The organism is Neisseria sicca 4320 (assembly GCF_000193735.1).
Lineage (GTDB): Bacteria > Pseudomonadota > Gammaproteobacteria > Burkholderiales > Neisseriaceae > Neisseria > Neisseria sicca_E.
Map to the genome: position 1 here is coordinate 12667 of NZ_AEPF01000060.1, position 16578 is coordinate 29244.

Below are 16578 nucleotides of genomic sequence, written 5' to 3' on the forward strand. Positions count from 1 at the left end.
TCTGTTTTCAGACGACCTCAAAGTAAATTTGCTTGTGAGGTCGTCTGAATCAAGAATACGTTGACGGTTTGCATAACGGATAGACCTTGAGTTACCAAGCAGCGGGCGCAAGTTGTGCAAAAGGTTCGAAGCGCAGAAAGGCTGCTCTGGAAATGGTTATCCGTGCCGGAAAACATAAGTGATGTCGTCTGAAACTGTTTTTCAGACGACCTCAAACCGAAATCATCAAAGGAACTCAAATGAGTATCGTAGAAATCAAAGTACCCGATATCGGCGGTCATGAAAACGTCGATATCATCGCAGTAGAAGTCAAAGCGGGCGACACCATCGCCGTTGACGACACCCTGATTACTCTGGAAACCGACAAAGCCACTATGGACGTACCTGCCGATGCAGCAGGCGTGGTCAAAGAAGTGAAAGTCAAAGTCGGTGACAAAATCTCCGAAGGAGGCGTAATTTTGACCGTTGAAACCGGTGCTGCCGCTGCTGAAGCCGCTCCGGCTCCTGCGGCTGAAGCACAACCTGCGCCTGCCGCCGCACCCGCAGGCGGTGCAACCGTCCAAGTAGCCGTTCCCGACATTGGCGGTCATACTGATGTAGATGTAATTGCCGTTGAAGTCAAAGTTGGCGACACCGTTGCCGAAGACGACACGCTGATTACTCTGGAAACCGACAAAGCGACTATGGACGTACCTTGTACTGCCGCCGGTGTCGTTAAAGCCGTATTCCTGAAAGTCGGCGACAAAGTATCTGAAGGTACTGCCATTATCGAAGTGGAAACCGCCGGTTCTGCCGCCGCTCCTGCTCCTGCCCAAGCCGCCGCACCGGCAGCTGCTCCGGCTGCCGCGTCTGCCGCCGCTCCGGCTCCTGTTGCCGCTCCTGCACCTGCCGCTGCCAAAATCGACGAAGCCGCTTTTGCCAAAGCACACGCAGGTCCTTCCGCACGCAAACTGGCGCGCGAATTGGGCGTAGATTTGGGTCAAGTCAAAGGTACCGGCCTGAAAGGCCGTATCATGGGCGACGACATTAAGGCCTTTGTGAAATCTGTAATGCAAGGCGGCGCGGCGAAACCTGCTGCTGCCGGCGCATCTTTGGGCGGCGGTCTGGACTTGCTGCCGTGGCCTAAAGTGGACTTCTCCAAATTCGGTAATGTCGAAGTTAAAGAGTTGTCCCGCATTAAGAAAATTTCCGGTCAAAACCTGTCCCGCAACTGGGTAGTCATCCCGCACGTTACCGTTCACGAAGAAGCGGACATGACCGAATTGGAAGAATTCCGCAAACAGCTGAACAAAGAATGGGAACGCGAAGGCGTGAAACTGTCTCCGTTGGCATTCATCATCAAAGCCTCCGTTTCTGCGCTGAAAGCCTTCCCAGAATTCAACGCTTCTTTGGACGGCGACAATCTGGTTCTGAAAAACTACTTCAACATCGGTTTCGCAGCTGATACGCCAAATGGCTTGGTTGTTCCCGTCATCAAAGACGTGGAACAAAAAGGCCTGAAAGAAATCAGCCAAGAGCTGACCGAATTGTCTAAAAAAGCCCGCGAAGGCAAGCTCAAACCGCAAGAAATGCAAGGCGCCTGCTTTACCATTTCCAGCTTGGGCGGCATCGGCGGTACAGGCTTCACTCCGATTGTGAACGCACCTGAAGTTGCTATTTTGGGCGTGTGCAAATCCCAAATCAAACCGGTTTGGGACGGCAAAGAGTTCGCTCCTCGCCTGATGTGTCCGTTGAGCCTGTCCTTCGACCACCGCGTCATCGACGGTGCCGCCGGTATGCGCTTCACCGTATTCCTGGCGAACCTGTTGAAAGACTTCCGCCGCATTACCTTATAAAATAAAACATCCTTCTCAAGCAGTCTGATAATGTTTGGATTGCTTGAGATTGATGAGTGATGGTGTTAAATTCAACCTTTAAATTAATAACTTATGGGAAATTTCTTATATAGAGGCATTAGTTGCCAACAAGATGAGCAAAATAATGGACAGTTAAAACCTAAAGGTAATAAAGCTGAAGTTGCAATTCGTTATGATGGTAAGTTTAAATATGATGGTAAAGCTACACATGGTCCAAGTGTGAAGAATGCAGTTTACGCCCATCAAATTGAAACAGGTCTATATGACGGCTGTTATATATCTACGACAATAGACAAGGAAATTGCCAAGAAATTTGCAACAAGCTCCGGTATTGAAAATGGCTATATATATGTTTTAAATAGAGATTTGTTTGGTCAATATTCTATTTTTGAATATGAGGTTGAACATCCAGAAAACCCAGATGAGAAGGAAGTAACAATCAGAGCTAAAGATTGTGGCTGTATTCCTGAAGAAGTGATTATTGCTAAAGAGTTGATAGAAATTAACTAAGTTGAAAGGTCAATATAATGGCTTTAGTTGAATTGAAAGTGCCCGACATTGGCGGACACGAAAATGTAGATATTATCGCGGTTGAAGTGAACGTAGGCGACACCATCGCCGTTGACGATACCCTGATTACCTTGGAAACCGACAAAGCGACGATGGACGTACCTGCCGAAGTTGCGGGTGTGGTCAAAGAAGTGAAAGTCAAAGTCGGCGACAAAATCTCTGAAGGCGGTTTGATTGTAGTTGTTGAAGCCGAAGGCGCGGCTGCCACTCCTAAAGTTGAAGCATCTGCTGCCGCCCCTGCGCAAGAAGCCCCTACAGCTGCCGCTCCTGCACCGCAAGCTGCACAATTCGGCGGTTCTGCCGATGCAGAGTACGACGTAGTCGTATTGGGTGGTGGCCCCGGTGGTTATTCCGCTGCATTTGCCGCTGCTGACGAAGGTCTGAAAGTTGCCATCGTCGAGCGCTACAAAACCTTGGGCGGCGTTTGCTTGAACGTCGGCTGTATTCCTTCCAAAGCCTTGTTGCACAATGCTGCCGTTATCGACGAAGTGCGCCACTTGGCTGCCAACGGCATCAAATACCCCGAGCCTGAACTCGACATCGACATGCTTCGCGGCTACAAAGACGGCGTGGTTTCCCGCCTGACTACCGGTTTGGCAGGCATGGCTAAAGGTCGCAAAGTGGACGTTATCCAAGGCGACGGTCAATTCTTGGATCCGCACCATTTGGAAGTGTCGCTGACTACTGGCGACGTGTACGAACAAGCTACGCCTACCGGCGAGAAAAAAATCGTTGCATTCAAAAACTGTATCATCGCAGCGGGCAGCCGCGTAACCAAGCTGCCGTTTATCCCTGAAGATCCGCGCATCATCGATTCCAGCGGCGCTTTGGCTCTGAAAGAAGTACCGGGCAAGCTGCTGATTATCGGCGGCGGTATTATCGGCCTTGAGATGGGTACGGTTTACAGCACGCTGGGTTCGCGCCTTGACGTCGTTGAAATGATGGACGGTCTGATGCAAGGTGCCGACCGCGATTTGGTGAAAGTATGGCAAAAACAAAACGAATACCGTTTTGACAACATCATGATCAACACCAAAACCGTCGCAGTCGAGCCGAAAGAAGACGGCGTTTACGTTACCTTCGAAGGTGCAAATGCGCCGAAAGAGCCGCAACGCTACGATGCCGTATTGGTTGCCGCAGGCCGTGCGCCTAACGGCAAACTCATCAGCGCCGAAAAAGCAGGCGTTGCCGTAACCGACCGCGGCTTCATCGAAGTCGACAAACAAATGCGTACCAATGTGCCGCACATCTACGCCATCGGCGACATCGTCGGTCAGCCTATGCTGGCACACAAAGCTGTTCATGAAGGTCACGTTGCCGCTGAAAACTGCGCCGGACATAAAGCTTACTTCGATGCCCGCGTGATTCCGGGCGTGGCTTATACCGCTCCCGAAGTGGCATGGGTTGGCGAAACTGAATTGTCTGCCAAAGCATCCGGCCGCAAAATCACCAAAGCCAACTTCCCGTGGGCAGCTTCCGGCCGCGCGATTGCCAATGGTTGCGATTCAGGCTTTACCAAGCTGATTTTTGATGCTGAAACCGGCCGTATCATCGGCGGCGGTATCGTCGGTCCGAACGGCGGCGATATGATCGGCGAAGTTTGCTTGGCAATCGAAATGGGCTGTGACGCGGCAGACATCGGCAAAACCATCCACCCGCACCCGACCTTGGGCGAATCCATCGGTATGGCTGCAGAAGTGGCGCTGGGTACTTGTACCGACCTGCCTGCTCAAAAGAAAAAATAAGTGTATTCAGTCAGTTGAATTAAACTGCTGACACTACATTTATCAGTCAAAGGTCGTCTGAATCTTTCAGACGACCTTTTCGTCAAAGAGCATATTGAATAATTTCATTAACGATATAATGGATGAGCAAGGATGCGTGTCTAAGCTCCAAGTCAACCATTTAGTCATGCTTTAAAACAGCAAGCAAATGAGTTCGGTAGGATTTATACTGTCGGCAACTTGTCTCATGTTTATTTATCAACTATAAAACAAACCATTTAACGGTTGACCCCATACATTCAGAGGTCGTCTGAAACCATATTGCAGATTTTCAGACGACCTTCCCTCAGTCTTATCAGATACAAGAAATAATTTATGAACGAAATAACTCCGGATTCCACCGTTCCTGAAGAGCATAAACGCTCCATCCGCAGCTTTGTGTTGCGCCAAGGGCATATGACTGCGGCGCAGCAGCGTGCCATTGATACGATGTGGCCGCAGTTTGGCATCGATTACCAAGATTCCGTGTTGGACTTGAATCAGCGTTTCGGCAGCGACCGTCCTAAGGTGTTGGAAATCGGTTTCGGCATGGGCGTGGCGACTGTTGAAATCGCCAAGCGTCTGCCTGATACCGACTTTTTGGCGATTGATGTGCACGGTCCCGGCGTCGGCAATATTTTGAAATTGATTGAAGAAGAACACATCGGCAATATCCACGTGATGCGGCATGATGCGGTCGAAGTGGTCGAAAATATGCTTTCAGACGACGTGCTGGACGGCATCCACATTTTCTTTCCCGACCCTTGGCACAAAAAACGCCATAACAAACGCCGCTTGGTGCAAATACCGTTTGTGCAGAAACTGCTGCCCAAATTGAAAGTCGGCGGTTATATCCATCTGGCGACCGACTGGGAAGAATACGCGCAGCAGATGCTGGAAGTGTTGAGCGGTTTTGACAATTTGCAAAATACCGCCGCCGATTATGCGCCTACGCCCGACTACCGTCCCGAAACGAAATTTGAAGCCCGCGGCAAACGTTTGGGACACGGCGTTTGGGATTTGGTTTTCAAACGCATCAAATAAACCGATTGGAGAATTTTCCATGTTTACAGGTATCGTCCAAGGTATCGGCGAAATCATCGCCATCCGCGAACCGTCCGTCGATTTCCGTACCCATGTCGTCAAGCTGCCCGATGGGATGACCGAGCATCTGCAAATCGGCGCATCCGTCGCCAACAACGGCTGCTGCCTGACCATCACTCAAATCGACAGCGATGCGGTCAGCTTTGATTTGATGAAAGAAACCTTGGAAAAGACCAATTTAGGTCGTCTGAAAACAGGCGATGCCGTCAATCTCGAACGTGCCGCCCGTTTCGGCGATGAAATCGGCGGACACGTCATGAGCGGGCATATCATGACGACTACGCAGATTACGCGGATAGAACGCAGCGAGTTTAACCGCACGGTATGGTTTGCACTGCCGACTGAACTCAAACCCTATATTTTGAGCAAAGGCTTTGTCGGCTTGGACGGTTGCAGCCTGACCATAGGCGATGTTGCCGAAACGGAATTTAATGTCCATCTGATTCCGGAAACTTTGACGCGCACTTTGTTCGGCAGCCGGAAAGAGGGCGACGTCATCAATATCGAAGTCGATCCGCAAACCCAAGCCGTTGTCGATACCGTGATGCGCGTGATGGCGCAGCAAAATCCTGTTACATCAGGACAATAGGGTTATATATGAAACTCGCCGCCTTTTTGCAAAAAGCCTATTCCGTTTTGAACCGTCTTGATTTGGTGTTGCCCGAAGAGCCCGGCAAAACCGACTGGAACGCTTTGGCATACAGTTGGCACAGCGTCGGTAAAAAAGGGATTTTGGAGAGCCTGCCAAACCCGCATACATTCCCGCTTGACCGTCTGGCTGCCGTTGGGACGCAAACCGAAAAGCTCAAACGCAATACCGAGCAGTTTTTGGCAGGCCGCTCCGCGAACAATGTTTTGATGAGCGGCTCGCGTGGAACGGGCAAATCCTCGCTGGTCAAAGCCCTGTTGCACGAATATGCCGACCAAGGGCTGCGCTTGATTGAAGTTGATAAGAGCGATTTGGTCAGTCTGCCCGCGCTGCTTTCCTTGTTGAAAGACCGTCCCGAAAAATTCATCGTATTCTGCGATGACCTATCGTTTGAAACCGGCGATGAAACGTATAAAGCCCTAAAAACCGCATTGGACGGCGGTTTGTCGCAAAGATGCAGCAACGTATTGGTGTACGCGACGTCCAACCGGCGCCACTTGATGCCTGAATATATGGATGAAAACGGCGGCACAACGGGCATACGCGGCGAAATTCATCAAAAAGAAGCTGTTGAGGAAAAAATTTCCCTATCCGACCGTTTCGGCTTGTGGTTGAGTTTTTATCCGTTCGATCAAAACGACTACCTTCAAGCGGTTGAAAATTGGTTGAATGATTTCGGTGTGGATTTTAATGAAACGGCACGCAAGGCAGCGTTGCAATGGGCGCAAATGCGCGGCAACCGTTCGGGGCGTTCGGCTTGGCAGTTTGCGTGCGATTGGGCAGGACGTTTGCCGGAACAACGGGTTTTGGATTGAGATTTCGAGAAATACACCTGCTATACTGAAATCTGCGGGAGGGTAATGATAGGCAAGCTTTTTCCGGTTCAATTTCTTCCAACAGCATCGCTCAGCATTGCTTTGAATCGCCGTATCGTACAAAAAGGTCGTCTGAAACAGGGTTTCAGACGACCTTTTTGTACGGATAAATCAGGAAGGCGATATGTCAGCGAAGGCAGGAAGAGAGCCAAAGCTGGCGTTGGCGCGGATTGAGCAGGTGGTAGAAGCGGTGTTGGATTTCCAATTCTTCCACGGCGAAATCCATGCTCGACAAGTAGCGGGTTTCGACGTAATCGCGCGCGTTGTTTTGATCGAACTTATCTGCCGCGAGGATTTTCATAATGACTTGGCGGCGGTTACGGTCTGTGCGGACGAGTTTGCGGTATGCCTTGTCCGATGCCTGTTTGTAATCATTGCGGATACGGCGCAAAGCATTGTGCTGGTCTTGCGTCAGATTAAGGGAGCGGATGTCGCAATTGGCTTGAAAATCGTCCAGCTTGATATATTGGGGGCCGGCGTGCGCTTGACCAACAGCCGTCAGCAGCGCAACCGATAATGCACAGAGGGGTAAATAAGATTTGAATCCGACAGACACAGCGTTTTCCTAGTTTCCGTAACCGCGCAAATATACCCGATTAGCGTGTGAAAGGCAGTATCCCTCCAGTTAACTTTTGTTAACTTCATATCTTTATTTTATTTCTGTCAAAACATATCGTTAACCAATAATTATCTATGCATATGCTTACTTTTGTTAAATATTAACAATGCATAGTTAGTGTTGCGTGAGGCGTTGGTGGTAGAATATGAAAAATTATCCGTTTATCAAACCACACCATCCGACTGGATTTCTATGAACCACAATTTCCGTATTGCGCCCAGTATTTTATCCGCCGATTTTGCCCGTTTGGGTGAGGAAGTAACGAAAGTTATCGAAGCGGGAGCCGATTTGATTCATTTCGACGTGATGGACAATCATTATGTGCCGAACCTGACTTTCGGCCCTATGGTCTGCGCGGCGTTGAAGCCTTATGCCACCGTGCCGATTGATGTGCATCTGATGGTCGAACCCGTTGACGATCTGATTCAGGCATTTGCCAAAGCAGGGGCGTCGATTATCACGTTTCATCCCGAAGCCAGCCGCCATGTAGACCGAAGCCTCAGCCTGATTAAAGATGCGGGCTGTCAGGCAGGATTGGTGTTGAATCCCGCAACTCCCGCCTACGTTTTGGAAAACGTATTGGACAGGCTGGACATGGTATTGCTGATGTCGGTCAACCCCGGTTTCGGCGGACAAAGCTTCATCCCCCACACCCTTGAAAAAATCCGCCAAGTGCGGGCGATGTTGGATCAGTACGAAGCGCAAAATGGGCGGCACATCGCCATCGAAGTGGACGGAGGCATCAAGATCGACAATATCGCTGCCGTCGCGGCGGCCGGCGCCGATACGTTTGTGGCAGGTTCGGCCATTTTTGGCAAGCCGGATTATAAAGCGGTGATTACCGAGATGCGCGGACAACTGGCGCAACTTGGTTGAGTCGGCTTTGAGGTCGTCTGAAAACAAACGTAGCGGATTTTGCGAAAAGCAAAATCATTATGTAGATATAGATTTTAAGGTTTTATTATGAAAAATGATTGGTTTCAAAAAAGTTTGAAATTTGTTGCGGTAGCGGTTTTGACAATATATCCCCTGGTTGTATCAGCGCATGGGATGCATAAGCACAAACCTTTATCATTGGAAGAATTGCCGGAAATCTGCCGTCAATATTTCGCGCGCGCAGATGTATGCTATAAAAAAGCAGGCAAGAAAGCCGATTTCCAACGCAACAATACGAAATTTTTATTCCAAGCGTTGCCTGCGGCGGATTTGGGACAACGGCAACGTATGTGTCAAATTGCGATGGATTCGTTCAAAGAGAAAACAAGCAATCTTCATTGCGAATAGGATTGGCCGTCCTTTTTCAGACGACGCTTGTATGAAAACAGGCTGCACAAAACTGTTTTGTATGGTAAAGTTTGCTTTTAATAACTCGGCGGTTTAAAGCCGTCATTCAGGGGCTGTTTGAATTTAAAATCAGATTTGTTGGAAACGCTGCATTGTTTGCGCGGCGTATTTCGAGAAGCGGGCTGTTCGTCCGTCTGATTTTAAATTCAAGCAGCCCTTTGCGTTTACAAAAACAGATAGAAGGTAGATTTCCATGCAATCTTGGCAGCTTCCCGAACATGTTGCCGATGTGTTGCCGACCAACGCCCGACAGTTGGAAAGCGCGCGAGAGCAGTTGTTGACTTTGTTCCGAGTGCACGGTTACGAGCTGGTACAGCCTCCGCTGATGGAATACAGCCATTCCCTGCTGACGCACATTGACGCGGGTTTGTCTTTGAAAACCATTTTGGTGGTCGATCAGTTGAGCGGTCGGCAGCTAGGCATCCGCGCCGATATTACGCCGCAAGTGGCGCGTATCGATGCGCATCTTTTGTCCGCCAATCAAGGGATTAACCGATTGTGTTACGCAGGCCCTGTGTTGCACGCGCGGCCGGAAGGTTTGCTCAATATGCGCGAACCTTTGCAGGCGGGGGCGGAAATGTATGGTTTCGCCGACATCAGGGCGGATATCGAGCTGATTGACTTGATGCTCAAAAGCATGAAGATTGCCGATATGGGCAAGGTTTTGCTGTCGCTGGGGCACATCGGCGTATTCCGGGCTTTGTCCGATGCGGCGCATTTGGATGCGGAGCAGTCTGCAACACTGCTTGCTTTGATGCAGGATAAAGATACTGAGGCGGTCGAAACGCAGGTTAAGGCTTGGAAACTGGACGGTATGTGGGCGAAAGCATTCTCGCTGCTGCCGCGTCTGTATGGCGGACGGGAAGTGTTGTCCGCCGCGCGTGAACGATTGCCCGATTTGTCGGCGGTCGGCAGCGCGTTGGACGAATTGCAGGCAGTGTGCGACGCATTCCCGAATCAGAAAGTCCATATCGATTTATCCGAACTGCGCGTGGACAATTACCACACGGGCTTGCTGTATGCGGCATACGGTTCCAATTTCCATGACGCGGTCGCACGGGGCGGGCGTTATGACGGATTGGGCGAATATTTCGGCCGTGCGCGTCCGGCAACGGGATTCAGTTTCGACTTGCGCAGCTTTATTGGACGTTTGCCCGCCATTGAGCGGCAGCCCGTCGTCTTGGTTGATGCGGATGATGCCGAAGCGGCACGCGAAGCAGTCGAAGCCCTGCGTGAACAAGGGCAGTGTGTCGTTATCGACTACGGTGTCGGACACAATGCTTCGGAAGAGGTTACAGGTCGCCTGAAAAAGTCGGACGGCGTTTGGCAGGTTGAGAAACTTTAAATACCCATTCATAGCGGATTAAAGGCAAATCAGGGTAGGGCGCAAAGCCGTCTTGGTTTGAAGTTGATTCATGATAATTTCTTAATATTGATAGGTTATATGGCTATGGCTGAAAATGTTGTAGTAATCGGCGCCCAATGGGGCGACGAAGGAAAAGGTAAAATCGTTGACTGGCTGGCGGAAGAAACCAGCGGTGTCGTGCGTTTCCAAGGCGGGCACAATGCGGGACACACTTTGGTCGTCGGCGGCAAGAAAACCATTTTGCGCCTGATTCCGAGCGGCATTCTGCATGAAAACTTGGACTGCTTTATCGGCTCGGGCGTTGTCGTTTCCCCCGAAGCATTGTTGGGCGAAATTGACGAGCTAAACGCAGCAGGCGTGAAAAACGTCGAAGGTCGTCTGAAAATCGCGCCGACCTGTCCGCTGATCCTGCCTTACCACATCGCGCTTGACCAAGCCCGCGAAGCTTCGAGCGGCAAAGGCAAAATCGGCACGACCGGTCGCGGCATCGGCCCTGCCTACGAAGACAAAGTGGCACGCCGCGCCATCCGCGTCGTCGATTTGCTGCATCCAGAAAAACTGCATGAAAAACTGGATGCCATCCTTGCCTATTACAATGTCCAACTGCAACATCTGCACAATGCCGAGCCGGTGAAAGCAGAAGACGTGATGGAGGTTATCGAAAAAGTCGCGCCGCGCATTACGCCGATGATTACCGACGTATCCCGCGTGTTGAACGAGAAAAACAAAAACGGCGAAAAACTGCTGTTTGAAGGCGCGCAAGGTACGCTGTTGGACATCGACTACGGCACTTACCCCTTCGTTACCTCGTCCAACTGCTTGGCGGGAGCCGCTTCCGCAGGCGCGGGCGTAGGTCCGCAAATGCTGGATTATGTTTTGGGCATCGTCAAAGCCTATACCACGCGCGTCGGCTCAGGTCCGTTCCCGACTGAATTGTTTGACGAAGTAGGCGCAGGTTTGGCAGAACGCGGACACGAATTCGGCTCCGTAACCGGCCGCGCACGCCGCTGCGGTTGGTTTGATGCCGCCGCCCTGAAACGCTCCATCCAAGTCAACGGCATTTCCGGTATGTGCATCACCAAACTGGACGTTATGGACGGCATTGAAACCATCAATATCTGCGTCGGCTACGAATTGCCCGACGGCAGCAAAACCGACATCCTGCCTTGCGGTTCCGATGCGGTAGAAACCTGCAAACCGATTTACGAAACCATGCCCGGCTGGAGCGAATCCACTTTCGGTGTGAAAAACTACGACGCATTGCCTGCAAACGCCAAAGCATATTTGAAACGTATCGAAGAAGTCTGCGGTGCGCCGGTAGCCATCGTCTCCACCGGTCCTGACCGCGAAGAAACCATCGTTTTGCATCATCCGTTCGCATAATGGTTTGATTGTAAAAGGTCGTCTGAAAACTTGGGTTTTCAGACGACCTTTTTGTATTGATAACCGATTTACCGTCAATCCAAGCACTCTGATTGTGTTCAATCTTATAGTGGATTAACTTTAAATCAGGACAAGTTGACGAAGCCGCAGACAGTACAAATAGTACGGCAAGGCGAGGCAACGCCGTACTGGTTTAAAGTTAATCCACTATATCTTATCTTATGAAAGAGGTCGTCTGAAAAATCGACTGCGGTTTTCAGACGACCCCTTGCTCAATCCAATCACTTGCACACGGCGGATACTTTGATTTCGACCGCCCATTCCGGTTTGGCGAGTTTGGCTTCGATGCAGGCGCGGGCTGGGGCGCGGCCGGGGGCTGTCCAGGCATCCCAGGCTTCGTTCATGGCGGCGTAGTCGTTCATATCGGTCAGGAAGATGGTGGCTTCGAGGATGTGTGCTTTGTCGGAACCGCATTCTTCAAGCCAATGGTCGATTTGCGCCAAGACGTTTTCGGTTTGGGCTTTGGCATCGGCTTCGGGATTTTCGGGAACCATGCCGGAGAGGAAGACGAATCCTCCCGCGCAGACGGCTTCGGAGTAGCGTTCGGTCGTACCGAGGTATCGGATATTCATTTGATATTCCTTGAAGTTGGGGCGCATGGGGTATTTTGTTCCGTCATCGGATTTCGGTTTTCCGATTGGGTCGGAATAAGATGACGGGTATTGTGCAGGGGCTTATGGTAACATTCAGCTTGATTGTCTGCCACAGCAGGCGGGCTGTTTTTGAAAAGATGCGGAAACTATTTTTACGCGTAATTGTCATATTGAGTTTAGGTCGTCTGAATAATATTGGAACTGCATCATGAGCAAAAATACCGATTATCCGGTTACTTCTGCCGTCCGTTTCCTGCGTACACATAAAATTGATTTTGAGCCTTATATTTATGTTTATGAAGAACACGGCGGGACAGCGCAGTTTGCGGATTTGTTCGGCGTGGACGAGCATCAGGTGGTCAAAACCATCGTGCTGCAAAACGAAGCGAAGAAAGGGTTGGTCGTGGTGATGCACGGCGACAAGCAGATTTCGACCCGCAATCTGGCGCGCGATTTGGGCATGAAACACATCGAGCCTGCCGATCCGAAACAGGCAAACAAATGGACGGGCTATCTGGTGGGCGGCACGACGCCCTTCGGTATGAAAACCCAGTTGCCTGTTTATGTTGAAAAAAGTATTTGGGATTTGGACAAGATTTATATCAACGGCGGCAAGCGCGGATTTATTATCGGCATCAGTCCGCAGGCTCTGCGGGCTTTGAATCCGCAAGATGTACAGGTCGCCGTCTAAAGGGATGCGAAACGGTTTTTAAGTCGGGAAACGCAGATTCGGGCAAATTGGAAGGTTTTATAAAAAGAACACAATGCCTGATTTTATATCTGTTTTTATTCTGTCAAACAGCCTGTTATAGTGGATTAAATTTAAATCAGGACAAGGCGACGAAGCCGCAGACAGTACAGATAGTACGGCAAGGCGAGGCAACGCCGTACTGGTTTGAAGTTAATCCACTATATCGTGATTTCACGGATCGGGCTTTTGCAAACACAAACCAAAGAGGCACACCCTAATATGGAAAACCGTAATTTTTATGAAATTCTCGGCATTTCGGCGGATGCGGACATTACAGAAATCAGAAAAGCCTATCGCGATTCGGCAATGAAATACCATCCCGATCGTAATCCCGGCAATCCTGATGCGGAAGAGCGTTTCAAGGAAATCCGTCAGGCTTACGATACTCTGGTCGATCCCGAACGTCGTGCATGGTACGACGAGTCGCTCCGTGAATTCAGCGGCAGAAGCGGGCAGACCGCCAACCAACAGACCAACAGCCAACAGGCAGGTAATACGGCGGAAGGGTTGCGCCAAGACGGCGACCGTACTTACGTAATGGCGATGTATGCCTTGTTTGCCTTAGGGTTTGCTACTTTTGTGATGCCTGTTGCCGGTATCGTTTTGGCGTATGTAAAACGTGGCGACATGGGCGACTCGGTTTATAATAACCACGCAGACTATCTGATTAAAACGTTTTGGGGCGGTCTGGCGGGATTTATATTGAGCAAAATCACTGCGTTTATCGGCATCGGCTACGTGCTGCTGTTTTTAGTATCGGTTTGGTTTGCTTACCGACTGGCGGCAGGTTTTATCAAGCTGACGAATAACAAGCGCATGTCTTTGGATACTTGGTTCTAAGCGCGACAGCCCGCCTTGTTTTCAGACGACCTTAGCATTTAGGGATCGTCTGAAATTTTTATAGGGGTCGTTTGCGGGAAACTAAATATCAAAATAGGACACCAAGAAGGTCGTCTGAAATCTGTCCGGTGCATCCGACACACTCAATCAAAGGAAAAACATGATTTATTTATTGGCAAGCATACTGTGCAGCGTGTCTGTATCGGTATTGCTCAAATTGGCGCGTAAAAACAAAATCGACGTCGCGCAGGCGGTGGCGGTGAACTACATTGTCGCGGTGGCGTTGACGGCTTGGGTGTTGAAACCCGATTTGAGCAATCCGAAAGCCTTTTTGCCAACTTGGTGGCTGTTTGGCGCGCTGGGCGTGCTGCTGCCTTCGGTGTTTGTGATTATGGGCAAGGCAGTCGATGCGGCAGGTATCGTCAAGTCCGATGCGGCGCAACGTTTGTCTTTGATTTTGCCGATTATTTCCGCGTTCGTCATTTTTGGCGAAGCGTTGACCGAAGGGCGGCTGATAGGCATCGCTTTGGCGTTTGTGGCTTTGTTCTGCCTGTTGTGGAAAGCCGACGGCGGCAAGAAATCGGGCGGATTGGGCACGCAAATTATGTTGCTCGCAGGCGTTTGGGCGGGCTACGGCATCATCGACATCCTCTTCAAACAGCTCGCCAAAAGCGGCACGGCGTTTTCCGGCAACCTCTTGGTCGCCTTCAGTCTCGCCGGTATTTTGATGTTCGGCTACCTTTTCTCCCAATCGACCAAATGGACGAAAGAAGGCATTATCGGCGGTATTGTCTTGGGAGGTTTGAATTTTGCCAATATCGTTACCTACATCACTGCCCACCAAATGATGAAAGACAACCCGACGCTGGTCTTCGCAGGCATGAACATCGGCGTCATCGTCTTGGGTACGCTGGTCGGCGCAATGGCGTTTAAAGAAAAAATCAGCAGCATCAACGCCGCAGGTATCAGTGTCGCCGTCTGTGCCATCGCCTGTTTATTTTACTGGCCGCAGATACGGGGACTTATCGGTATGTAAGCATGTAAAAAGGTCGTCTGAAAAAGGTTTCAGACGACCTTTTGTCTTGCAGAATGTTTTTTCTATAGTGGATTAACTTTAAATCAGGACAAGGCGACGAAGCCGCAGACAGTACAGATAGTACGGCAAGGCGAGGCAACGCCGTACTGGTTTAAAGTTAATCCACTATACTTTGATAACAACGGCGCGTTTGCAGCTAGACAACCCATGCAAAACGGTCTAATGTTCCGCCTGCATATGCACATTACTTGATAAACCAACGAATGAGAAGGTAAGAGAATGACTGTCCGTATCGAACACGATTTGCTGGGCGAACGCGAAATCCCCGCCGAGGCGTATTGGGGCATCCATACTTTGCGCGCGGTGGAAAACTTTAAAATTTCCAATCAAAAAATTTCCGACGTGCCGCAGTTTGTCCGCAGCATGGTGATGGTAAAAAAAGCGACCGCGCAGGCAAACGGCGAACTGGGCGCAGTGAAGCCCGAAATCGCCGCCGCCATTGAAAAGGCTTGCGACGAAGTGTTGCTCAAAGGCCGCTGCCTCGACCAATTCCCGTCCGACGTGTATCAGGGCGGCGCGGGGACTTCGGTCAACATGAATACTAATGAAGTCATCGCCAACCTTGCTTTGGAAATATTGGGCTACGAAAAAGGCCGCTACGACATTGTTAACCCGATGGACCATGTGAACGCCAGCCAGTCCACCAACGATGCGTATCCGACCGGCTTCCGTTTGGCAGTGTATGACAGCGTCGGCTCGCTGCTGGAAAAACTGGCGTTGCTGAAAGACGCGTTTGCCGCCAAAGCCGATGAGTTTAAAGATGTGTTGAAAATGGGGCGTACACAGCTTCAAGATGCCGTGCCGATGACGGCGGGGCAGGAGTTTCAATCTTTCCAAGTGTTGCTGGAAGAAGAAATTTTGAATCTGAACCGCACGCGTGCTTTGTTGTTGGAAGTCAACTTGGGCGCAACCGCCATCGGCACGGGTGTGAACACGCCCAAAGGCTACGCGGCTTTGGCGGTGAAAAAATTGTCTGAAGTCAGCGGCTTGGATTGCAAACTGACCGAAAACCTGATTGAAGCGACTTCAGATTGCGGCGCGTATGTGATGGTACACGGCGCGTTGAAGCGCACGGCGGTCAAATTATCGAAAATCTGTAACGACTTACGCCTCTTGTCGTCCGGTCCGCGCGCCGGTTTGAAAGAGATTAACCTGCCGGAAATGCAGGCAGGCTCGTCGATTATGCCCGCCAAAGTCAACCCCGTGATTCCCGAAGTGGTCAACCAAGTCTGCTTCAAAGTCATCGGCAACGACACCACCATCACCTTCGCCGCCGAAGCGGGGCAGTTGCAATTAAACGTGATGGAGCCGGTCATCGCGCAATGTATGTTTGAAACCATCTCCTTGTTGGGCAACGCCGCCGTAAATCTCGCCGAAAAATGCGTCAAAGGCATTACCGTCAACCGCGAAATCTGCGAACGCTATGTGTTCAACTCCATTGGTCTGGTTACTTATCTGAACCCGTATATCGGACATGGCAATGGCGATTTGGTCGGCAAAATCTGCGCCCAAACCGGCAAAGGCGTGCGCGAAGTCGTACTCGAACGCGGCCTCTTGAGTGAAGCCGAACTCGACCGCATCCTGTCGCCCGAAAACCTGATGAACCCGCATTTGTAAGATAGGGCATAAAGAAAAGGTCGTCTGAAAACCGATTGACAAGGTTTTCAGACGACCTTTGTTCGTTGTATCCTTTTCATTGGAGTTGATTT

At 50.5% G+C, this 16578-nt stretch carries 16 protein-coding genes and 2 pseudogenes; 16 read left to right on the forward strand and 2 right to left on the reverse strand.

What is annotated here, in order from left to right; all coding sequences use genetic code 11:
* Positions 1-239 precede the first annotated feature (239 nt).
* The 6 genes from aceF (at position 240) to NSCA4_RS0106780 (ending at position 6757) form a co-directional block, all read left to right on the forward strand.
* Positions 240-1835: a dihydrolipoyllysine-residue acetyltransferase gene (aceF, locus tag NSCA4_RS0106755; protein ID WP_016687433.1), complete on the forward strand. Its 1596-nt coding sequence runs from the start codon at positions 240-242 to the stop codon at positions 1833-1835.
* A 93-nt stretch (positions 1836-1928) separates the two neighbouring features.
* The gene (locus NSCA4_RS0106760; protein WP_016687434.1) at positions 1929-2366 is read left to right on the forward strand and encodes a hypothetical protein; all 438 of its coding nucleotides are present in this window, start codon (positions 1929-1931) and stop codon (positions 2364-2366) included.
* Between the two features lie 17 nt (positions 2367-2383).
* A complete protein-coding gene (gene lpdA, locus NSCA4_RS0106765; protein WP_016687435.1) occupies positions 2384-4171 on the forward strand; it encodes a dihydrolipoyl dehydrogenase in 1788 nt (595 codons plus the stop codon).
* Between the two features lie 354 nt (positions 4172-4525).
* Complete coding sequence (gene trmB / locus NSCA4_RS0106770; RefSeq protein WP_016687436.1) at positions 4526-5233, forward strand: tRNA (guanosine(46)-N7)-methyltransferase TrmB; 708 nt, start codon at positions 4526-4528, stop codon at positions 5231-5233.
* Between the two features lie 19 nt (positions 5234-5252).
* Positions 5253-5882 carry a riboflavin synthase gene (locus NSCA4_RS0106775; protein WP_016687437.1) on the forward strand — a complete coding sequence of 210 codons (630 nt, stop codon included), beginning with the start codon at positions 5253-5255 and terminating at the stop codon, positions 5880-5882.
* 8 nt (positions 5883-5890) lie between these two features.
* On the forward strand, positions 5891-6757 hold the full coding sequence (locus tag NSCA4_RS0106780) for an ATP-binding protein (RefSeq protein ID WP_016687438.1): 867 nt from the start codon (positions 5891-5893) through the stop codon (positions 6755-6757).
* A gap of 187 nt (positions 6758-6944) precedes the next feature.
* On the opposite strand, the gene NSCA4_RS0106785 is transcribed toward NSCA4_RS0106780, so the two are convergent.
* A complete protein-coding gene (locus NSCA4_RS0106785; protein ID WP_016687439.1) occupies positions 6945-7373 on the reverse strand; it encodes a Spy/CpxP family protein refolding chaperone in 429 nt (142 codons plus the stop codon).
* A 255-nt stretch (positions 7374-7628) separates the two neighbouring features.
* On the opposite strand from NSCA4_RS0106785, the gene rpe reads away from it, so the two are divergent.
* The 5 genes and pseudogenes from rpe to NSCA4_RS15040 all read left to right on the forward strand — a co-directional run.
* Entirely contained in the window at positions 7629-8312 is a 684-nt protein-coding gene (gene rpe / locus NSCA4_RS0106790) for a ribulose-phosphate 3-epimerase (protein ID WP_016687440.1), read from the forward strand.
* Positions 8313-8399: 87 nt separating this feature from the next.
* Positions 8400-8720: a membrane protein gene (locus NSCA4_RS0106795; RefSeq protein ID WP_016687441.1), complete on the forward strand. Its 321-nt coding sequence runs from the start codon at positions 8400-8402 to the stop codon at positions 8718-8720.
* A 253-nt stretch (positions 8721-8973) separates the two neighbouring features.
* A complete protein-coding gene (locus tag NSCA4_RS0106800; RefSeq protein WP_016687442.1) occupies positions 8974-10125 on the forward strand; it encodes an ATP phosphoribosyltransferase regulatory subunit in 1152 nt (383 codons plus the stop codon).
* A 105-nt stretch (positions 10126-10230) separates the two neighbouring features.
* The gene (locus tag NSCA4_RS0106805) at positions 10231-11529 is read left to right on the forward strand and encodes an adenylosuccinate synthase (RefSeq protein WP_016687443.1); all 1299 of its coding nucleotides are present in this window, start codon (positions 10231-10233) and stop codon (positions 11527-11529) included.
* A gap of 105 nt (positions 11530-11634) precedes the next feature.
* Positions 11635-11748: pseudogene (locus NSCA4_RS15040) on the forward strand (IS5/IS1182 family transposase); the annotation flags it as partial.
* A gap of 62 nt (positions 11749-11810) precedes the next feature.
* On the opposite strand, the gene NSCA4_RS0106810 reads toward NSCA4_RS15040, so the two are convergent.
* The gene (locus tag NSCA4_RS0106810; protein WP_016687444.1) at positions 11811-12161 is read right to left on the reverse strand and encodes a RidA family protein; all 351 of its coding nucleotides are present in this window, start codon (positions 12159-12161) and stop codon (positions 11811-11813) included.
* A 229-nt stretch (positions 12162-12390) separates the two neighbouring features.
* Between NSCA4_RS0106810 and ybaK the strand changes: the two genes are divergently transcribed.
* The 5 genes and pseudogenes from ybaK (at position 12391) to aspA (ending at position 16486) form a co-directional block, all read left to right on the forward strand.
* The gene (gene ybaK / locus NSCA4_RS0106815) at positions 12391-12873 is read left to right on the forward strand and encodes a Cys-tRNA(Pro) deacylase (RefSeq protein WP_016687445.1); all 483 of its coding nucleotides are present in this window, start codon (positions 12391-12393) and stop codon (positions 12871-12873) included.
* Between the two features lie 116 nt (positions 12874-12989).
* A pseudogene (locus tag NSCA4_RS16345) lies at positions 12990-13097 on the forward strand (IS5/IS1182 family transposase); the annotation flags it as partial.
* A gap of 22 nt (positions 13098-13119) precedes the next feature.
* Positions 13120-13773 (forward strand): DUF4870 family protein, encoded by a 654-nt coding sequence (locus NSCA4_RS0106820; RefSeq protein ID WP_255265287.1) that lies wholly within the window; start codon positions 13120-13122, stop codon positions 13771-13773.
* A 160-nt stretch (positions 13774-13933) separates the two neighbouring features.
* Positions 13934-14809: a DMT family transporter gene (locus tag NSCA4_RS0106825; protein ID WP_003742541.1), complete on the forward strand. Its 876-nt coding sequence runs from the start codon at positions 13934-13936 to the stop codon at positions 14807-14809.
* A gap of 279 nt (positions 14810-15088) precedes the next feature.
* Complete coding sequence (gene aspA, locus NSCA4_RS0106830; protein WP_016687447.1) at positions 15089-16486, forward strand: aspartate ammonia-lyase; 1398 nt, start codon at positions 15089-15091, stop codon at positions 16484-16486.
* The last annotated feature ends 92 nt before the right edge of the window (positions 16487-16578 follow it).

Coding starts and splice junctions, on each gene's coding strand:
- NSCA4_RS0106825 (WP_003742541.1), top strand. CDS start 13,934: ATGATTTATTTATTGGCAAGCATACTGTGCAGCGTGTCTGTATCGGTA.
- NSCA4_RS0106805 (WP_016687443.1), top strand. CDS start 10,231: ATGGCTGAAAATGTTGTAGTAATCGGCGCCCAATGGGGCGACGAAGGA.
- ybaK (WP_016687445.1), top strand. CDS start 12,391: ATGAGCAAAAATACCGATTATCCGGTTACTTCTGCCGTCCGTTTCCTG.
- aceF (WP_016687433.1), top strand. CDS start 240: ATGAGTATCGTAGAAATCAAAGTACCCGATATCGGCGGTCATGAAAAC.
- aspA (WP_016687447.1), top strand. CDS start 15,089: ATGACTGTCCGTATCGAACACGATTTGCTGGGCGAACGCGAAATCCCC.
- NSCA4_RS0106780 (WP_016687438.1), top strand. CDS start 5,891: ATGAAACTCGCCGCCTTTTTGCAAAAAGCCTATTCCGTTTTGAACCGT.
- rpe (WP_016687440.1), top strand. CDS start 7,629: ATGAACCACAATTTCCGTATTGCGCCCAGTATTTTATCCGCCGATTTT.
- NSCA4_RS0106760 (WP_016687434.1), top strand. CDS start 1,929: ATGGGAAATTTCTTATATAGAGGCATTAGTTGCCAACAAGATGAGCAA.
- NSCA4_RS0106810 (WP_016687444.1), bottom strand. CDS start 12,161: ATGAATATCCGATACCTCGGTACGACCGAACGCTACTCCGAAGCCGTC.
- NSCA4_RS0106795 (WP_016687441.1), top strand. CDS start 8,400: ATGAAAAATGATTGGTTTCAAAAAAGTTTGAAATTTGTTGCGGTAGCG.
- lpdA (WP_016687435.1), top strand. CDS start 2,384: ATGGCTTTAGTTGAATTGAAAGTGCCCGACATTGGCGGACACGAAAAT.
- trmB (WP_016687436.1), top strand. CDS start 4,526: ATGAACGAAATAACTCCGGATTCCACCGTTCCTGAAGAGCATAAACGC.
- NSCA4_RS0106800 (WP_016687442.1), top strand. CDS start 8,974: ATGCAATCTTGGCAGCTTCCCGAACATGTTGCCGATGTGTTGCCGACC.
- NSCA4_RS0106775 (WP_016687437.1), top strand. CDS start 5,253: ATGTTTACAGGTATCGTCCAAGGTATCGGCGAAATCATCGCCATCCGC.